Genomic DNA, 17,618 nt, shown 5'->3' on the forward strand with positions numbered 1-17,618 from the left:
CAGAACCATCCCGCCCAAACGGTGCAGGACCACTGTCGGCCACGGGGAACGAATTCGGATCATGCCAGGTACGCCGAAGTAAAATCGAGACAGTCAGCCGGATCCAGCCGATATCCGCGGACCCGCGTCGAAACGGCGGTAAACTTCTTCTGCCAGAATGGCTGCACGATCGCCGCGCTGTCCTGCAGGATGGCTTCGGCGCGCCCCATCGCCGCGCGGCAGGCCACCGGATCGACGCTGCGCATGGCGGCGTCCAGCGCCGCGTCGAAGTCGGGATTGCGCAGCCGGGTCTCGTTCCACGCGGACCCGCTGCGATAGGCCAGGTCCAGCGTGATCATCCCCAGCGGTCTCTGCGACCAGAACGTCAAACCGAACGGAATGTCGGACCAGATCGTCAGGTACTCGTTCGGCGGCAGGACATCCAGCCGGATGCGGATGCCGGCATCCGATGCGTTCTGTTGCAGGACCTGCGCCGTATTCTGCTCCCACGGCCCCTGGGTATTGCCGACGCCCAGCACCAGGTCGATTCCATCGGGATGCCCGGCATCCGCCAGCAGGTGACGCGCCTGCGCAACGTCGCGGCGCACAGGGGCGACCGGACCGTAATCCGGCTGGAACGGGGCGACATGACAGTTCGCCGCCACGCTGCCCGCGTCGGCATAGCCCAGCCGCAGCATCTGCGCATTGTCTGCGGACAGTTGCACGGCGCGCCGCACGCGCCAGTCATCGAAGGGCGGCGTGTCGGTGCGCATGCGAAAGCAGCATGTCTGCGCCGACAGGCAATCCACGATGCGCACCCCGGGCAGCCGCGAGGCCAGCGGAACGTCCGACGCATCCATCCGGTAGAGTATATCCACCTGGCCGTCCGACAGGGCCGTCAGTTGGGTGGACACCGTCTGGCCCAGGTCGATGAAGCGCAACGTCCGCGTCGGCGGCGTGGCCCCCCAATATCCGGCGCGCCGTATCAGCCGTGCCTCCTCGCCCACCCGGAAATGGTCGAGCCGGTATGGCCCGGTCCCAACCGGAGCATCCGTCCACGGGCGCCCCGATCCGGGAAAGGCGCGATGCAGCATCGGGCATGTCACCGCAAAGAGCATGTCCGGCAATGACAGCATGGGCCGGGCGAGATGAATGCGGACAAGGAAAGGGTGCACGATTTCGACCCCCCGCACATCCGCGAACAGGGTCTTGTTGACCGAGACGGACTCCGGGGCCAGCCAGTGGCCGATGGTGGCCGCGACGTCCCTGGCCTCGAAACGATCGCCGTTCGACCAGAAGACGTCCCGGCGCAGGCTGATGTCCCAGCGCCGCAGGTCGTCGGACGGCGCCCAGCTTTCGGCGAGATGAGGGCGCAGAATGCCGTCGCCGTCGATCCGGACGAGATATTCCAGGCAGTTGCGAAAGATGTTCGAGGGTTCGAACGACGTGACCGCGCTCGGGTCGTCCATTTCCATCACGTGGCAGGCGATGCGTAGCGTGGTGTCCACCGGCGTGGGCGCACCTGCCGCTTTGCCGGCGACGCCCGTGGCGCCGGCGGCACCCAGGACCGCCAGCATGCGCAGGGCATCGCGACGGGGAAACCGTCCGCGCGCCATGCCATCCCGCAGCCAGCGGACGGCATCGGCATCGCACCCGGCCGCCGATGCGGCCGGCCCGATCCTGCCATTGTCGTCATGTGCCATCGTCATCGGGGCCTCATGCGATGCACGGTCAGAAATCCATCCGCACCGTGCCGAAGAACTGCCGCGGCGCCCCGGGCATCAGGGCCTGGTAATCGCCCTGCGACGGGTTTCCGTCCTCGCCCATGGTGGCGATGTATTTGATGTTGGTCAGGTTATACACGTTGAACTGCAAGGTCAGATTATCCAGGGGCCCAATCGACCCGAACCGGTACGACGCACCCAGGGATGTCAGCCAATAGCCCGGGACCCGCGCCTCGTTCATGTAATCGAGATACCGATGGCCGAGATAGTTGACGTCGAGATCTGCCGAGAAACCCCGATAGCTGTACGACAGCGACCCTTTATACATCAGCTGCGGCATGTTGGGTATGTTCTTGCCGCGCACGGGATACTGCACCCCCATCTGCGTATAGTCGTTCCGCAGCAGAGAGCGATTGTAGCTGATGCTGTTATAGAGCGACAGCATACGAAGCCACGGGATATGGCGGAACGGCGTCAGGGTCCCGCTGGCCTCGACGCCATTGGTCTGGACCGACCCGACATTCGTCAGGATCGACGTCGAGAAGGCAAAGTTTCCATATGTCAGCGCCTGCTGCCGGTTCGAGAAATCGACACGGTACGCGGACAGAAGCCCCACGAAATACGGGCTGGTGAAACGATACCCGGCCTCGTACACCCAGTCGGATTCGGGATGCAGCGTCTTCTTCAACTGGTCGAACTGCCCCTGGGTCGCGACCGACCACGGGCTGGCAGGCGTCGAACTGAATCCCGAAGGGGGGAAAGTGCGCATGTTCTTTGAAATATCGAAGAACAGCTCGTGCTGCGGCAGAAAGCGCCACCGGCCGCTGAACTGGGGCAGAAACGCATCGGCGGCCGTCATGCTGCCGCTGGGCAGCGACGGCAGGCCGGTATAGAGGGGATCGTTCGCCAGGATCTGGTCGGAGGTGCGGGAATACAGGGACCTGAATCCCGCCTGAAGCGTGATGTTCGGCGTGACCCTGAACGTATCCTGCAGATGGAACTGAAACGTGTTGGTATTGAACCGGTACCCCCAGGGCTCTGCAAAGGCGCCGGTCGGCCAGACGAAGGGATCGACCTGGATGCCCGGCGTCAGCAGCGGGGCGTTGTAGTAGTACCGCAACTGCGTAAACGTATTGTGTTCGTACCAGACGCCACCCTCGATGGTGTTCCGGCCGAGCGTATATTCGCCTGACGACAGGAAACCAAAGCGTTCGTTCGACGGATTGGTCGAACGCTGGATCATCGGCGCGCCGTTGGGCGACATGACATACGGATTCCACCAGCTGCTCTCGCCGGATTCTCCCGATCCGTAGAACGTCGTCTTGGATCGCAGACGGTCGGTCAGCCTCAGGTCGAACGTCAGGCCCGACAGAAAATCACGGCGGATGGTGTTCCCGGCGTAATAGGCGGCGTCCTTCGGGTCGCTGGCCCGCGTCTCACCATGCGTATAGATGCCCAGCGCCGCGTTGTACGCGGCCGCGTAATCGGGGAAATAATTGTCCCACCGCTGGCCCAGCGCCGAAATATCGTCAAGCGACAGGTCCTGGTAATCGGCCTGCTGAGACTGGTCCCAATCGAAAAAGAGCGATGCCTTGCTTTCGTTGCGAATGGGCTGCACCAGCTTGAAATTGACCTGATCGGCGATGTTGCCGCCCGCCCCTTTCCACTTGTCGAGCGTCGTATGGGCATATGACAGGGCAAATTTCGTCCCCGACCTGTTCAGGCGCCCGCTGTTGAAGCGCGCGAACGTACGGAACGTGTCGTTGCTGCCGAATGTCTGCTGCAACGTTCCACCCATGCGGTTGCTGGGGTCGGCGGTGTAGATCTGGATCGCGCCGCCCAGGGCGCTGGTGGCGGCAACGCCCAGCGCGCCCGCACCCTGCGATACGTTGGCACGGCCGACATTCTCGGAAATGACGGCACGATTCTGCGCCAGCCCGTTCCACGACGGATAGGTCTGATCGCCCAGGGGAATGTCATCCAGCGTAAAACCCAGTTGGGCGGCGCTGAAGCCACGCACATACAGGCTGATCGAATATTCATACGCGCCGAACGGATCGGCCGACTGGAAATTGACGCCCGGCAGCCTGTTCAACGCCTTCAGCACCGTGGTCCCGGGCGCGAGCTGCTCGATCATGCGTGCGCTGACCGAGGTCATCTGCCGTGTCGATCCCCCGCCGAAGACCGAAATCTCCTCGGTGCTCGCCGGGGGTGGATGCGCGGCGCGCAGGACCGTGCCCTTGCGCGGCGGCGCGACATGCGGGACAGCGGCCGGGCGGGTCTGCACACCCGACGCGGGGCGCACCTGGCCATGGGCCTGCGTCGCCGCCAACGCCAGGGCGGAGGCTGAGGTCAGAAGGCAAAAGACTCGTTTCATGCCGTTATTCCTTTCCAGTCTTGAGGCCCGGGTCCGATGAATCCGCCCAGCACCCGGCCGAAGGCGATGCGCCTTTATCGTTTTGATTTCGAAATGTTATGCGCCCTGATCGACCCCACGGGCCGCCCGTCAGAGCGCATCGTAGAGCGCCGCGGCGTTATCGTAGGTAAAGCGCAGCGGAACCGACCCCTGCACCATCCAGCCGTCCGCCGTCTGCCCGGCCAGCAGGCGGATGGCACGCGCGGTATCGACGACGGCGCCGCCATAGAGCCGATTGGCGAGATTCAGCACCGCCGTCTGGTGCATGGCCCCGCTGGCGCTGCCGCATGCATCCTTGACCAGGATGACGCGGTACCCGCGGGCAACGGCGTCCTTGACGGTCGCGTCGACACAGGCCTCGGTCCAGACACCGGTGATCATCACCCACTCGATCCCCGCTCGCCGCAGCCTCTCGTCCAGACCGGCGGCGAACATGCTGGCCGCCGACTTGGTCAGAACAGCTTCGGCGCCATCAGGCCGCGTTTCCGGACACAGGCCGGACAGGGGGCTGTCCCGGTCGCTGAACGCCGACCTGCCGTCCGACGACAGGGGATGGAAGGGCGGCAGGTCCTCTGCGGCGCGATCGACAACATATTGGGCATGCATGACCGCGACGCCATGCGCGCGTGCGGCGACCTGCAACGCGGCGACCCGCGCCAGCACCGCGTCGAATCCCTCGACCAGATAGCGTGGATCCTGGCGATGTTCTTCCTGCAGATCGATGCACAGAAGCGCCAGCCGATCGACCGGCGCGGCCAGCCGACACTTCATATTTCCCTCCCCAGCAGCGCATCCTCATAGGGAAAGCGGGACAGGAGCTCGGTGCCGGTCTCGGTTATCAGCACCTCGTCCTCCAGCTTGACGCCTTCGCGGCCGCCCTTTTCGCCGATATAGCTCTCGACGCTGACGACCATCCCCGGCAGCAGATGCCCCTCGCGGCCATAGGTATCGTAATCCATCGCGTGCGCGATGAACGGGGTCTCGCCGTGCATGCCGACCCCGTGCATGACCGAGGTATAGCGCTGCTCGACAAAGCGATCCGGGATCTTCCATGCCTTTTCCGCAATTTCGCGGAACGCCATGCCGGGCTTTATCAGCTCTATGTTATGCTGCACCTGCTCGTAGGCCATACGGTACAGAAATTTCTGTTCGTCCGACGGGCGGCCGGGACCGCACCGAAACGTGCGTGAAAAATCGGAATAATATCCGTAACACCCGATCGTATCGGTATCGAGCGCCACCAGTTCACCGGGCCGGACCTTGCGGCCCCCGGCCTCGTTGAACCAGGGGTTGGTCCGCTGGCCGGAGGACAGAAGACGTGTCTCGATGAATTCGCCCCCCTGCCGGATGACTTCCTGATACATGATGGCAAACAGTTCGTTTTCCGAAACCCCGGGCCTGATCGCGTCGCGCACTGAGGCGACCGCGGCTTCCGATCCGGCCATCGAGACCTGGAGGCAGCGGATTTCCTCGGGCGTCTTGACGGCACGGACCGCCAGGATTTCCCCCTGGCAATCCTGGACGACGCATCCCTGTTTCTGCAGGGCCACGGCATGCAGATGGGCACAGCGATCCAGGCCGATCTTCGTCGATCCGCCGCCATGTTGCCGAAGCAGGTCGGCGATTTCGGCCGCGAACGCGTCGGCGGTCTCTTCGTCGCGATTGGAAACCGATGACCAGACCAGGCGGGACGGCCGGGCCTCGTCCACCGTGTCCAGCACCATGGTCACGTGGTACGTCTGCGGATATTCGAACAGGATAATCGGCCCCTGCGCCGGCACGAAGAAATAGCGCGTGGAATTGCGCAGGAAATATCCGAACATGTTGCGCGATCCGGTGGCATAGCGCTGGTTGTACGGATCGAACAGAACGACGGCGCCATAGCCGGCCTTCACCATCCATGCCCGCAGCCGCGCCAGGCGCCCCTTGCGCAACGCATCGACATCGATGAAGGCGGGCTCGGTATCGGACAGCCACATGCCACCACCCGAATCCCCCCCGGCGGGATGACGCATCCGCTCCGAGAAATCCACATCCGCACAATCATCGGGGTTAAAAACGACCGTCTTCATGCCTGTGACACCTCCGCCTGATTGGGGGAGCATGCGACGAGACCGCGGCCCGACCCTGTGCCGGATACCGCTAATATTGTGCCGAAATCCGCTAAATGCGTTCCCGAAACAACTGGCGACAAACCGCCGGCGCCTATCGCCGCCGCGCGCCGCTCGGTGAGCAGCCGTGCTGTTGCCTGAATGCCCGCACAAAGCTGGACATGTTTGAAAATCCGCACGCCAGGGCGATCTCGCGCACCGGCAGGCGTGAATGGGCCAGCAGGTCCTTGGCGCGGCGCAGGCGGAGCTGGCGGTAATATTGCCCGGGCGGCATCCCGACTTCCGCCCTGAAGTGACGTTCCAGCCGATCTGCCGATACCGCCAGCCGGTCGGCCAGGTCGGTCATCAGCAGCCGCTCCTCGACCTCGTCCTCCATGATGGCGATTGCCGAGAGCACCAACGGATGCTGAATGCCGGTTCGCAGGCGCAACGGCATCATCCGGCGGTCCACACTCGATCTCAAGGGACTGTGGACAAACCACTCCGCCACGCCGGCCGCCACTTCACTGCCCACGTCGCGCGTGATCATGTCCAGCATCATATCGAGGCAGCCGATGCCACCGGCAGAGGTAAAGCGTTTTCTGTCAATGACATAAATGTCTCGTCGCAGATCGATTTGAGGAAAATTCTCGGCAAAGGCCGACTGGCTGGTCCAGTGCAGCGTGCAGGCGTGCCCGTCCAGAAAACCGGCCCTGGCCAGGAAGAAGGACGCGTCGGCCACCGCGCCCAACGATGCACCGTGACGCAGGCATTTCCGTATCCATCTCACGGCCTGGTCGGCCACCAGATAATCGGCGTCCCCGCCGGAACAGACGACGATCCTGTCCGCCAGCGAAGCCTCCTCGACCGATTCCGTCGGATGGATCACCACGCCGTTCGAGGCCGCCACCTCGTCATGCGACAGGCCGACGGTCGTCCAGCGATAGCATGCCCGGTCCGTCAGACTGTTGGCTGCGCGCAACGGCTCGATGACGGAACTGAACGCCATCATCGGAAATCCCGGGAAAACCAGGATCGCAAACGTGATCGGCGACGTTTCCGGCGACGCGGCGGCATGCAACGATATCCGTGAAGCCAAAATCAATGATCCGTTTTGAAGATTGAATAATCGCGTATCCCATGATCCTGTATGCGCCGCCGGACATGGTCAACGGCAACGGGAAGCCACGCGCATCATTGCCGGCCCCATCGGCAAGGAAGGAAGAGTATGTCTGTTTCATGGTCTTTCTCTCCCGCGGCGCTGCTGCGGCAGCATCATGCGCGCGATGCCGCGCAGACCATGGGGCCGCTGCCGGACGATGTGACGGAGACGCCCTTCCCGCCATCCGGACTGTTTCGCGGCGGCCTGATGGCGGACCCGCACACGCGCCGCGGACAGGACGTCATCGTGTATTTCCACGGTGGGGGCTTCATCGCGGGGGGCCCGGAAACCCACCGCCATGTCACGGCATGGCTTGCCCACATGACGGGCCTGCGGGTGCTGTCGGCGCGCTATCGCCTGGTGCCCGAACACCCTTTCCCCGCCCAGGCCGATGACGCCGTGGCGGCCTGCCGCGCGATGCTGGCCGTCATTGGAGAAGATGCGGGGATATTCCTGGCGGGGGATAGCGCCGGCGCCTGCGTCAGCCTGTGGGGACTGCACCGCATGACCGTTGCGGAACGGCAAAAAGTACGCGGCCTGATTCTGTTTTATGGCGGATACGGACAGGTGGAAAGCGAAAGCATCACGCGCCGCGGAACAGCGGAAAACGGGCTGGACAGTGGCACGCTCTCCATCATGTACGATCGTCTGCGCGGCGCGGGCCCCGAAGGCAATCCGGTCTGGCCGACCGCGTTCGCATCCCGGATCACGCAACCCGCCTATGTCGTCGCGGCGGAGCGGGATGCGATATTCGACGATTCAATACGGTTGTTCCACGCCATCGAAGGACAGAACCCACATTCACGGCTGGTCATCGTCCCCGATCAGGACCACAGTTTCCTCAAGGGAGCAGGACAGGACCCGACCGCACAGATCGAACTGGCCCGCGCTTCGACATGGATTGGTACATTGACGGCCCAGGGACCGCTTTCGACGCCCGGGCCGGGCGACCGGCCGGCACACGCGCTCCACAGCTGAGCGAACGTACAAAGGCGTCCTTCAAACTGCCAGCGCGTCGATCATCCGGGCCAGAAAGCGGTCCCCCTCCGCCAGTTCGGCGCGCGTGATATATTCGTCGGGCTTGTGCGCCCTGTCGATCGACCCGGGGCCACAGATGATGCAGGGCAGGCCGAGCTGTTCCTGGAACAACCCGGCCTCGGTCCCGAAACCGACGCTGACGACCTCGTTCCGCCCCGCCGCCGCCAGACCCAGCGCGCAGACGTCGGAGCCGGTGTCCGGCACCAGCCCCGGATAGGCGTTATCCACCGCGATCGCGATCTCGCCACCGGGGCCGGAAGGCGGGGCGCGTTCGGCGACGATGTGCGCCGCGGCCTGACGCAGCCGTTCCAGATAGGGCGCGGAGTCGTCGCCCGGCAGCAGGCGCATCTCGAACGCGACCTGGCAGCGGTCGGGCACGATGTTCAGCGCGGTGCCGCCCTGGATGATGCCCACCTGCACGGTGCCGAACGGCACGGCATAGCCGTCGGCGCGCGCGCCGTCCCGTTCCAGGTCGCGTTGCAGGGCCTCGATCGCGCGCACCATGTCGGCCGCCATCAGGATCGCGTTCTGACCCAGATACGGATTGGCCGAATGGGCCGCCCGCCCGGTGCAGGTGATGGTCGCCGCGACCTTTCCCTTGTGCCCCACCGCAACGTGCAGATCGGTCGGTTCGCCCACCACGCAGCCCGCCGCGCGGAACCCGTCATCGCGCAACTGCCGCAGCAGCGAGCGCACGCCGACGCAGCCGATTTCCTCGTCATACGACACGGCCAGATGCAGCGGACGCGCCAGCGCCGGGCGCCCCGCCGCCTCGTGCGCCGCCGTCATCATGCAGGCCAGGAACCCCTTCATGTCGCTGCTGCCGCGCCCATACAGCCGGCCGTCGCGTTCGGTCAGAACGAAGGGATCGGACGCCCAGTCCTGCCCCGCCACCGGCACCACGTCGCTGTGCGCCGACAGCACGATGCCGTCGTCGCGGTCGGGGCCGATGGTGGCCAGCAGGCTGCCGCGCCCCGGCACGTCGCCCGGCAGGCGGCGGATGCGCGCCCCGGTCGCCGCCAGTTCGCCCTCGACCCAGTCCAGCAGCGGCAGGTTGGTCTGCCGGCTGATGGTGGGGAAAGCCACCAGGCGGGCCAGGAAATCGACGGTCCGGCTCATGGCCCGTTCCCCGCGGCGACGGGCGCCCCGCCATCGGGCACGACGCCCGACACGTCGTTCAGGCCGGCGCGCGCGGCCATCCACAGATAGAGCGGCGCCGTCACCGCCAGCCCCACCAGCCAGGACAGGTCGATCCCGCCCATCGCCCGCGCCAGCGGGCCGGTATAGAGCGCGTTCGACAGGAACGGCACCTGCACCGCGATCCCGACTGCGTAGCAGATCATCGCCGGTCCGTTGACGTAGCCGTAGATCCCGCCATCCGCCTGGAAGAACGAGTCCACGTCATAGGCGCCATGCCGGACGAGGTAGTAATCCACCAGATTGATCGCGGTCCACGGCACCAGCACCGCCATCAGCAGGTTCAGGAATTCGGTATAGCTTTCCATGAAACTGCCGGCGAAGAACAAGGCCATCAGCAGGGCGGCGACCATCAGGACCACGGCCATGCCCACCCGCCAGCCCGGTCCGAAACGGGCATGCGGCCAGAAGGTCTGGAGCACCGTCAGCGACGACAGCGTGCCGCAATACACGTTCATCGCATCGGTCACCGCGATGCCCACCGACAGGATCACCATGACCGGCATCGCCGCGGGGCCGAGCAGGCCCGACATCGTCGCGACCACCGGCGCGCCGTGCGCCAGCCCGCCCAGCACCACCCCCAGCGCCATCGGCAGGGCCGACCCCAGCACCGTCCCCCAGTAGGTGGCATGGAACGCCATGCGCATCCCGCGTTCGTCCGCCGGCATGTAGCGCGAATAATCCGAGACGTACGGCGCATAGGCGATCTGCCACAGGGCCGAGACCGAGAACGCGCCCAGGATGCCGGTGACGGACGCGCCGCCCGACGTCCAGCCCACCATCCCGCCGGCCCGCACGCCCACCCACAGCAGCGACAGCAGCACCGCCCCGCCGCACAGCACCGTCATCATCCGGGTTGCGGCATGGATCAGGCGATATCCCCAGATGACGGGCGGCACGACCAGCGCGGCGATGATCAGGATGCCCGGCATGCGCCCCAGGCCCGGCGCCATGCTCTGCAGCCCCTCGCCCCCCAGCACCAGGTTCGACGCGGCGAAGCCCACGTACATCACCACCATCAGCACGGTCACCGGCACCGCGCCCAGCGATCCGAACTGGCCGCGCGTCTGCACCATCTGCGGCACCCCCAGGCCCGGCCCCTGCGCCGCGTGCAGGGCCATGAAGACGGCGCCCACCAGATTGCCCACCACGACGGCCAGCAGGCCCACCAGCGGCGAAAGATGGAAGACAGTTGTCGCCAGCGCGCCGGTCACGACCGTCAGCATCATCATGTTGGACCCGAACCAGACGGTGAACAGATCGCGCGACCGGCCATGCCGCTGGGCATGCGGGATGCGATAGATCGTTCCCGTCTCGATTCCGGCCGCAGCGCCCTCTGTCGTCAGAGCCATCCGTCCTGTCCCCTGTCCTGGCTGCCGGATCGGTCCGGGCAGGCGAAATGCGCCGCCGCGGCGCGACATCATGTTTCACGACCCGATCCGTTCACGCAACAGATGCGCAGGCGGCCGCACGGCGCAACTTCATAATCATGACGCGCAAGCGCGGTTTCGCCGGGGATCAGGCCATCCTTGCAGCAATGACCGCTACGCGATCAATCGAACGGATTGCGTACCCGGTCCGGCGCTTTCGGGCCGGGCACGGCGTCCGGCAGGCCAGGGTCGGCTTCCAGCGCCGCGACCACGCCCTGCAGCATCGCCAGCAGGCGACGCGCGCGGTCCAGCCCCGACCGGTCGCGCGTCAGGTCGGTCCGGCCGTAGAACGCGATGGCGTCGCGCCCGTTCTCGATCGTCATGCCGTCGATGGTTTCCGACATCGTGTCGTCGGCGAACGGTACCAGGCGTCGCGTCATGTTCCCTACCCCTTCAGCCATCTGCGCCACAGGCGCTCGATCTCGCGCATCTGCCGGCGCGTCGTGCGATCGGCCGGCCCGGCATCGGGATGCGGCAGGTCGAAGCGGGCCGCCTTTACCGCATCCGGCAGGGCGGGAAACGGATCGATCCCCACCACACGGATCAGCGTGTCCACCGTCACTTCGTTGCAGGTCGGGCGCACGGCGCGGTTGCGGCAGACATAGACCCCGGCCCCGTTCCGCGCCGGGTCATAGACCGCCTTCCATGTCGAGGTCGGCACCAGCACATGGCCGCCGATGCGCGACAGGTCGCGCGCGTGAAAGGCCGGGCCGGTGACGACGTACAGATCGCCGTCCCGCCGGGCCAGCTTCCGCACCGCCTCCTCGATCCCGGCCCAGATGCCCCGGTTCAGGTCGCCGGCCTGCGGCACGATATTGGACAGCAGGAAGCTCTCCTGCTGCGCCGCGTCGTCGGGCATGTCGCCCGAGGGCGCCATATGGCCCCGATCATAGCCCGAACGGCGAAAATCATCGATTTCGGCCCGGTCGGACGGCGGCAGGCGCTGATCGGCAGCGAAAACGCCCGTACGCGGCACGGAACCGGCGGCCGCGACGGCCGCCGCCGTCAGATGTTCGGCCGACCACAGCGGACCGCGCGACACGCCCGACGCCAGCACGGCATAGGCCCGATTGCACAGCAGATGCGTCCGCACCGCCAGCGCCGGCCGCGCGAGCGTCGGCAAGGCATCACCGACACCGAACGCCGGGCACGCCGCCTGCGCCCACGCGCGATCGGGGGCCAGGGCCAGGCACAGCAGCGCAAGGCCGATGCGGATGCCGCGCGGGCGGCGGCAGGGCACGCGGTTCAGACGGCCCCCATCTGCCGCAGCGCCACTCGGCAGGCGGCCAGATCCCACGCGGCGCAACCCACGCTCTTGAACACCACCGGCCGTTCGGCCGGCGGCGGAGGGCCGTCGATCGCATCGACCAGGGGGCGAACCTGGTCCCACGACACGCCGGCCTGGATGTAGTCCCCGGCCTCGACCGGCGCACCCACCGGGTCGTCGACATACAGGACGCTGCCGCCGATGGTGGTGGCGCCGATTTCCACCATGTCGGGACGAAAGGCTCCGACCCCGACGATCAGGCGCCCGGGCCAGGCCGGCAGGTCATACAGCGGCACATGCGACGTCGTGACCAGGATCACCACATCCACATCGCCCGGATCGTCGCCGGCCGACACGCAGCCGACCGGCAGGCCCGTCCGCTCGGTCACCGCGCGTTCGCGGGCCACGGAACGCCCCTGCACGAACACCGCCGCCTGGGGCCAGGTGTCGGCCAGGGCCTGGACATGGGCATCGGCCTGCGCGCCGGTGCCGATGACCAGGATGCGGCGCGGGGCATGGGGCAGCAGCCGGCGTATCCCCACCAGCGTCACCGCCGCCGTCCGGCGCCCAGTCGTCACCGGGCCGTCCAGGGTGAACAGCAATTGCCCGGTCCGCGCGTCGCCGCACGTCACCTGCCCGTGGATGGCCGGCAGGCCCTGGGCGGGATTGTCCGGATAGACGGTGACCAGCTTGTGGCACAGCAGATCCGGGCCGGCGCAGGGCATGGACAGCAGCACGCCCGCGCCCGACGGCGCCTGCATCACCTGCCGTTCGGGGCACAGGATGGCGCCGTCGCGATAGGCCGGCATCGCCGCCTCCAGCGCCTCGACCAGACCGGCGTAGGGCAGAAGCCCGGCCGTCGCCTTTGCATCGTACGTGTTCATGACGGATGTTCCGGTCAGATCAGGGACAGGATCGGGCTTGGCCCGAACCCGCCAGGGTCCGAGGCCCTGGACCCCGATCATGGGTAAGCAGATCGGTTGCCAAAGGCCAATGGCCTTTGGCGGGTTTCAGGGCCGAACCCTGAGGCGTAACTACCCGATATCGAACGACACGCCCTGCGCCAGCGGCAGGGTGGAGCCGTAATTGATCGTGTTGGTCGCCCGGCGCATATAGCCCTTCCACGCGTCCGAGCCGGATTCGCGGCCGCCGCCGGTTTCCTTCTCGCCACCGAAGGCACCGCCGATCTCGGCCCCCGACGTGCCGATATTGACGTTGGCGATGCCGCAATCGGACCCGGCCGCCGACAGGAAGCGTTCGGCCTGCCGCAGGTCGGTGGTGAAGACCGCCGAGGACAGGCCCTGCGGCACCGCGTTCTGTGCGGCGATCGCCTGGTCCAGATCGGTGTATTTCATGACATACAGGATGGGCGCGAACGTCTCGTCCACCACGGGGCCCGCCTGTTCGGCCATTTCGACCAGGGCCGGACGGGCGTAGAACGCGTCGGGGAAATCCTCGGCCTTTTCGCGATTGCCGCCGGTCACGACGCCCCCCAGGGCGCGCGCCGCATCCAGCGCCTGCTGCATGCGCTCCATCGCCGCCGCGTCGATCAGCGGCCCGACCAGATTGCCCTCGTCCAGCGGGCTGCCGACCGTCACCGATTCGTACGCCGATTTCAGGCGCGCCACGAAGCCGTCATAGATGCTGTCATGCACGAACAGGCGACGCAGCGTGGTGCAGCGCTGCCCCGCCGTGCCCATGGCGGCAAAGGCGACGCCGCGCAGGGTCAGTTCCAGATCGGCCGAGGGCGTCACGATGGCGGCATTGTTGCCGCCCAGTTCCAGGATGGCGCGGGCGAAGCGGGCGGCCAGGCGCTGGCCGACCGCGCGGCCCATCGCCGTCGATCCCGTGGCCGACACCAGCGGCACGTCCGGATGATCGACCAGGATCTCGCCGATTTCGCGCCCGCCATTCAGCAGGACCAGCAGCCCGTCGGGCACGGCGCTCCCCGATGCCGCGAAACGGGCGGCGGCGCGGCGGAAGATGGCCGCGCAGGCCAGGGCGGTCAGCGGCGTCTTCTCGGACGGCTTCCAGACGACCGAATTGCCGCAGACCAGCGCCAGCGCCGCGTTCCACGACCAGACCGCCACCGGAAAGTTGAAGGCCGAGATCACACCCGTCACGCCCAGCGGGTGCCACGTCTCCATCATGCGGTGCTCGGGCCGTTCGGTCATGATGGTCAGACCGTGCAACTGGCGCGACAGACCGACGGCGAAGTCGCAGATATCGATCATCTCCTGGACCTCGCCCAGCCCTTCGGACGGGGACTTGCCGACCTCGATCGACACCAGGCGGCCCAGGGCCTCCTTGCCGGCGCGCAGTTCCTCGCCCAGCAGACGCACCAGTTCGCCCCGGCGCGGCGCGGGCACCAGCCGCCAGGCCAGGAAGGCGGCGCGGGCGGCGGCGATGCCCTCATGCGCCACCTGCGGCGTCGCGGCGACCACCCGCGCGATCTCGCGCCCATCGACCGGCGAGCGAACGGGCATATCGCCGGCCAGCGCGTCGGCCGGAATGTCGAGCGAGGCCAGAAGGGAGCGGGTTTCGGCGGAAAGATCGGGCATCGGATATCCTGTCAGAACATTGGTCGCACAAAAAATGGGAAACGGGTCAGCCCCGGGTCTTCACCCGCTCCCCCGCCGCATGGGCAAGGCAGGCACCCGTCTCATAGAAGATCTGCCGGGCCCGGCGAAACCCCGGCGGCCGGACATCCGTCACCGGCAGCGGCAGGGCGGCATCGTCGGTGATGCCGCGCACCACATCGGCCAGCACGCGGCCGAACACGGTACCCGGGGCGATGCCCCGTCCGTTATAACCACAGATCGCGACGATCCCCGGCGCCAGGCGGTGGAAGCGCGGCAGGCTGTCGGCGGTCATGCCGATGGTGCCGAACCATTCGCTTTCAAAGCGCACCGGTCCGATCTGCGGGAACATCCGCGTCACCGAACGGCGCGCCCAGTCCCGGTGCACGCCCAGCCCCGCGCCGGACAGCGCGCCGATGCTGCCGAACACCAGCCGCCCGGCCTGGTCCATGCGGAACGAGCGCAGGATGCGGCGGGTATCCCATGCCCCCTGCCGGCCCGACAGGATGGTCCGCCGCACCGCATCGGGTAAGGGCGGCGTCGCGCAGTTGAAATAGGGCAGCGGCATCAATTCCTGCGCCAGGGTCGTCCACGGGCCGGTGCCATAGGCGTTCGACGCCACGATGACCTGATCCGCCAGCACCTGCCCGCCCGGAAGATCCAGCTGGTAGCGCGCGCCGGACTGCATGCAGCCGATCACCGGCGAGCGCGTGAAGACCCGCGCCCCCGCCGCGATCGCCGCCGCGGCCAGTCCGCGCGCATAGGCCAGGGGCTGGATCGTGCCGGCGCGCGGGTCCAGCAGGGCAGCCCGATAGGCCACGCTGCCGGTCATGCGGCAAGTTTCCGCGCCATCGAGCAGGCGTACCGCGACGCCCCGCGCCTGCCACTGCCGGGCGCGTTCGCGCAGTTCGCGCACGCCCTTTTCATCGTCGGCGCAATGCAGGGTGCCGGTCCGCTCCGCCTCGCAGGCGATGGCATGGCGGTCGATCAGGTCGAAGACCTCGGCCGGCGCGTTGCCCAGCAGCGACAGCAACCGTTCGCCATACGGTTCGCCCAGCGTGCCCGGCAGATCGTCGGGCATGACCCACATGCCGGCGTTGACCAGGCCGACATTGCGCCCCGATCCGCCGAAACCGACCTCGGCGCCGTCCAGCACCACCGCCTCGATCCCCGCCGCGGCCAGGTTCAGGGCGGCGGACAGGCCGGTATAGCCCGCCCCCACGATGGCCACCCGTGTGGTGACCTGTCCCGACAGCGCCGTGGTGGCGGGGGCGGCCGGCGCGGTGCATTCCCACAGACCGTGGGATCGCGGGTCAGCCAGCATGTCGTGTGGTCTCCACCTGGCAGGCCGGGCACACATCCTGCCCTGCCAGCCCACGCCCGTTCGTTCCTGTCAGCATCATCCGCCGCCCTGTATCCGCCGCCTCTCCGTCGGACTGGTGTGCGTTCTGCCGCCGAAACGCTCAAGTGCTACTTGGTCAGGGGGTCATTCCCATCCGGAATGATCTGTGCCGCCCGGCCGAAAACCGGCGGCCCCATCCCTGAAATCCGAATTCCTACGATATTGTAATCTGTTTTTGACCCAGATCATGTCCTGATCCCCGCGACCCTGCCATACAGACAGGGCGATGGGGGCATCGCATATCTAATCATCACTTTACACTTGCAGGGTCTTCGGACCCTGCATTTTTTTTGCGCGGCACGGGACGATGCCCCGTCGGGACACCGCCTCGTCCTGCGGCCCCCACCGCCCTGCCCTCCGGACGGGACGATGGGGAATCACCTTTCGCACCGCCACATTTACGCTTGCATGGTCCTGGAGCCCTGCCGTGTCAGGCCACTGGCAATCAGAGTGCGCCCAGGGACGGCGCCGGGCTAGCCGTCGGCACCGCGACGGGTTTCGGCACCGCCGGACGAGGCAACGCATCTTCCTTCAGCATATATCCCTGCCCCCAAACGGTGGTAATCAGGTTATCGACCCCGGCCTGATGCAGCTTCTTGCGCAATTTGCAGATAAAGACGTCGATGATCTTCATCTCGGGCTCGTCCATGCCGCCATAGAGGTGATTGAGGAAGGCATCCTTGGTCAGCACCATCCCCTTTCGCAGCAGCAGCAGTTGCAGGATCAGATATTCCTTGCCGGTCAGATGCACCGGCCGTCCGTCGACCGAGACCTCGCGGCTGTCCAGGCAGAGCTTCAACCGGCCTGCCCGCAAGGTCGGTTCGCAATAGCCCTTCGATCGCCGGACCACCGCCTGCACGCGCGCCGCCAGTTCGGTCGGGTCGTACGGCTTGGTGACGTAATCGTCCGCCCCGGCGGAAAACGCCTTTACCTTGGCCTGGGGCCGAACCAGACTGGACAGGACCATCGCCGGCGTGTCGATCCGCGCGGCCCGGATCGTCCGCACGACCTCGTATCCCGCCATGTCCGGCAGGACCATCTCCAGAAGAGCAAGGTCGTAGTCATACCGTCGAAGCATTTCGACCGCTTCGCCCCCCGTGGAGACATGGTCGACGGAATATCCGATCGACCGCAATGTGCCGGAAGTACCTTCAGCCGTGTCATCATCATATTCGACGAGCAGAACGCGCATTGGACCACCACAGGTTTTATTTTGTAACAATTACTACCTATAGGTGTATATCCTCCCTGAAACAATCTTTATGAGACGCATCTTCTCCATATCGTCCTTCGACTCACGCATATGTTATATCAAACATTTCTCTCGCCGGTCG

The 17,618-nt window shown here is 66.4% G+C and carries 15 protein-coding genes; 1 reads left to right on the forward strand and 14 read right to left on the reverse strand.

Annotated features, from left to right (window positions below):
- Positions 1-59: 59 nt before the first annotated feature.
- The 6 genes from HLH34_RS09020 to HLH34_RS09045 form a co-directional block, all read right to left on the reverse strand.
- Positions 60-1,688: an ABC transporter substrate-binding protein gene (locus HLH34_RS09020; RefSeq protein ID WP_183119231.1), complete on the reverse strand. Its 1,629-nt coding sequence runs from the start codon at positions 1,686-1,688 to the stop codon at positions 60-62.
- A gap of 22 nt (positions 1,689-1,710) precedes the next feature.
- Positions 1,711-4,080 carry a TonB-dependent receptor domain-containing protein gene (locus HLH34_RS09025; RefSeq protein WP_183119232.1) on the reverse strand — a complete coding sequence of 790 codons (2,370 nt, stop codon included), beginning with the start codon at positions 4,078-4,080 and terminating at the stop codon, positions 1,711-1,713.
- 129 nt (positions 4,081-4,209) lie between these two features.
- Complete coding sequence (locus HLH34_RS09030; RefSeq protein ID WP_183119233.1) at positions 4,210-4,890, reverse strand: isochorismatase family protein; 681 nt, start codon at positions 4,888-4,890, stop codon at positions 4,210-4,212.
- A complete protein-coding gene (locus tag HLH34_RS09035; protein ID WP_183119234.1) occupies positions 4,887-6,191 on the reverse strand; it encodes a M24 family metallopeptidase in 1,305 nt (434 codons plus the stop codon). Before HLH34_RS09035 ends, HLH34_RS09030 begins: the two co-directional genes overlap by 4 nt.
- Positions 6,192-6,324: 133 nt before the next feature.
- A complete protein-coding gene (locus HLH34_RS09040; protein WP_183119235.1) occupies positions 6,325-7,221 on the reverse strand; it encodes a GlxA family transcriptional regulator in 897 nt (298 codons plus the stop codon).
- The gene (locus HLH34_RS09045; protein ID WP_183119236.1) at positions 7,124-7,450 is read right to left on the reverse strand and encodes a hypothetical protein; all 327 of its coding nucleotides are present in this window, start codon (positions 7,448-7,450) and stop codon (positions 7,124-7,126) included. The genes HLH34_RS09040 and HLH34_RS09045 overlap by 98 nt, the downstream gene beginning before the upstream one ends.
- Here HLH34_RS09045 and HLH34_RS09050 point away from each other — a divergent pair.
- Positions 7,438-8,349 carry an alpha/beta hydrolase gene (locus tag HLH34_RS09050; protein WP_183119237.1) on the forward strand — a complete coding sequence of 304 codons (912 nt, stop codon included), beginning with the start codon at positions 7,438-7,440 and terminating at the stop codon, positions 8,347-8,349. The genes HLH34_RS09045 and HLH34_RS09050 overlap by 13 nt on opposite strands.
- A gap of 21 nt (positions 8,350-8,370) precedes the next feature.
- On the opposite strand, the gene argE is transcribed toward HLH34_RS09050, so the two are convergent.
- The 8 genes from argE to HLH34_RS09090 form a co-directional block, all read right to left on the reverse strand.
- Positions 8,371-9,528 (reverse strand): acetylornithine deacetylase, encoded by a 1,158-nt coding sequence (gene argE / locus HLH34_RS09055; RefSeq protein WP_183119238.1) that lies wholly within the window; start codon positions 9,526-9,528, stop codon positions 8,371-8,373.
- Positions 9,525-10,958 (reverse strand): purine-cytosine permease family protein, encoded by a 1,434-nt coding sequence (locus tag HLH34_RS09060; RefSeq protein WP_183119239.1) that lies wholly within the window; start codon positions 10,956-10,958, stop codon positions 9,525-9,527. Before HLH34_RS09060 ends, argE begins: the two co-directional genes overlap by 4 nt.
- Positions 10,959-11,158: 200 nt before the next feature.
- Positions 11,159-11,416 (reverse strand): hypothetical protein, encoded by a 258-nt coding sequence (locus HLH34_RS09065; RefSeq protein WP_240162076.1) that lies wholly within the window; start codon positions 11,414-11,416, stop codon positions 11,159-11,161.
- 5 nt (positions 11,417-11,421) lie between these two features.
- Positions 11,422-12,276, reverse strand: a complete 855-nt coding sequence (locus HLH34_RS09070; protein ID WP_264784143.1) for a DNA/RNA non-specific endonuclease — start codon at positions 12,274-12,276, stop codon at positions 11,422-11,424.
- Positions 12,277-12,281: 5 nt separating this feature from the next.
- Positions 12,282-13,187 carry a delta(1)-pyrroline-2-carboxylate reductase family protein gene (locus HLH34_RS09075; protein WP_183119241.1) on the reverse strand — a complete coding sequence of 302 codons (906 nt, stop codon included), beginning with the start codon at positions 13,185-13,187 and terminating at the stop codon, positions 12,282-12,284.
- 150 nt (positions 13,188-13,337) lie between these two features.
- Positions 13,338-14,864: an L-piperidine-6-carboxylate dehydrogenase gene (gene amaB / locus HLH34_RS09080; protein ID WP_183119242.1), complete on the reverse strand. Its 1,527-nt coding sequence runs from the start codon at positions 14,862-14,864 to the stop codon at positions 13,338-13,340.
- A 46-nt stretch (positions 14,865-14,910) separates the two neighbouring features.
- Positions 14,911-16,206, reverse strand: coding sequence for an NAD(P)/FAD-dependent oxidoreductase (locus HLH34_RS09085; protein WP_183119243.1), 1,296 nt, complete (start codon positions 16,204-16,206; stop codon positions 14,911-14,913).
- Between the two features lie 523 nt (positions 16,207-16,729).
- Complete coding sequence (locus HLH34_RS09090; protein WP_183119244.1) at positions 16,730-17,476, reverse strand: response regulator transcription factor; 747 nt, start codon at positions 17,474-17,476, stop codon at positions 16,730-16,732.
- Positions 17,477-17,618: the final 142 nt, after the last annotated feature.

The sequence above is a fragment of the Gluconacetobacter azotocaptans genome, assembly GCF_014174355.1.
GTDB classification, from domain to species: domain Bacteria; phylum Pseudomonadota; class Alphaproteobacteria; order Acetobacterales; family Acetobacteraceae; genus Gluconacetobacter; species Gluconacetobacter azotocaptans.

Bases quoted from the DNA above. Each gene is read 5' to 3' on its own strand.
- HLH34_RS09020 (WP_183119231.1), bottom strand. From the start codon at position 1,688: ATGACGATGGCACATGACGACAATGGCAGGATCGGGCCGGCCGCATCG.
- HLH34_RS09075 (WP_183119241.1), bottom strand. From the start codon at position 13,187: ATGAACACGTACGATGCAAAGGCGACGGCCGGGCTTCTGCCCTACGCC.
- HLH34_RS09060 (WP_183119239.1), bottom strand. From the start codon at position 10,958: ATGGCTCTGACGACAGAGGGCGCTGCGGCCGGAATCGAGACGGGAACG.
- HLH34_RS09045 (WP_183119236.1), bottom strand. From the start codon at position 7,450: ATGAAACAGACATACTCTTCCTTCCTTGCCGATGGGGCCGGCAATGAT.
- argE (WP_183119238.1), bottom strand. From the start codon at position 9,528: ATGAGCCGGACCGTCGATTTCCTGGCCCGCCTGGTGGCTTTCCCCACC.
- HLH34_RS09065 (WP_240162076.1), bottom strand. From the start codon at position 11,416: ATGACGCGACGCCTGGTACCGTTCGCCGACGACACGATGTCGGAAACC.
- HLH34_RS09050 (WP_183119237.1), top strand. From the start codon at position 7,438: ATGTCTGTTTCATGGTCTTTCTCTCCCGCGGCGCTGCTGCGGCAGCAT.
- HLH34_RS09030 (WP_183119233.1), bottom strand. From the start codon at position 4,890: ATGAAGTGTCGGCTGGCCGCGCCGGTCGATCGGCTGGCGCTTCTGTGC.
- HLH34_RS09090 (WP_183119244.1), bottom strand. From the start codon at position 17,476: ATGCGCGTTCTGCTCGTCGAATATGATGATGACACGGCTGAAGGTACT.
- amaB (WP_183119242.1), bottom strand. From the start codon at position 14,864: ATGCCCGATCTTTCCGCCGAAACCCGCTCCCTTCTGGCCTCGCTCGAC.
- HLH34_RS09035 (WP_183119234.1), bottom strand. From the start codon at position 6,191: ATGAAGACGGTCGTTTTTAACCCCGATGATTGTGCGGATGTGGATTTC.
- HLH34_RS09085 (WP_183119243.1), bottom strand. From the start codon at position 16,206: ATGCTGGCTGACCCGCGATCCCACGGTCTGTGGGAATGCACCGCGCCG.
- HLH34_RS09040 (WP_183119235.1), bottom strand. From the start codon at position 7,221: ATGATGGCGTTCAGTTCCGTCATCGAGCCGTTGCGCGCAGCCAACAGT.
- HLH34_RS09025 (WP_183119232.1), bottom strand. From the start codon at position 4,080: ATGAAACGAGTCTTTTGCCTTCTGACCTCAGCCTCCGCCCTGGCGTTG.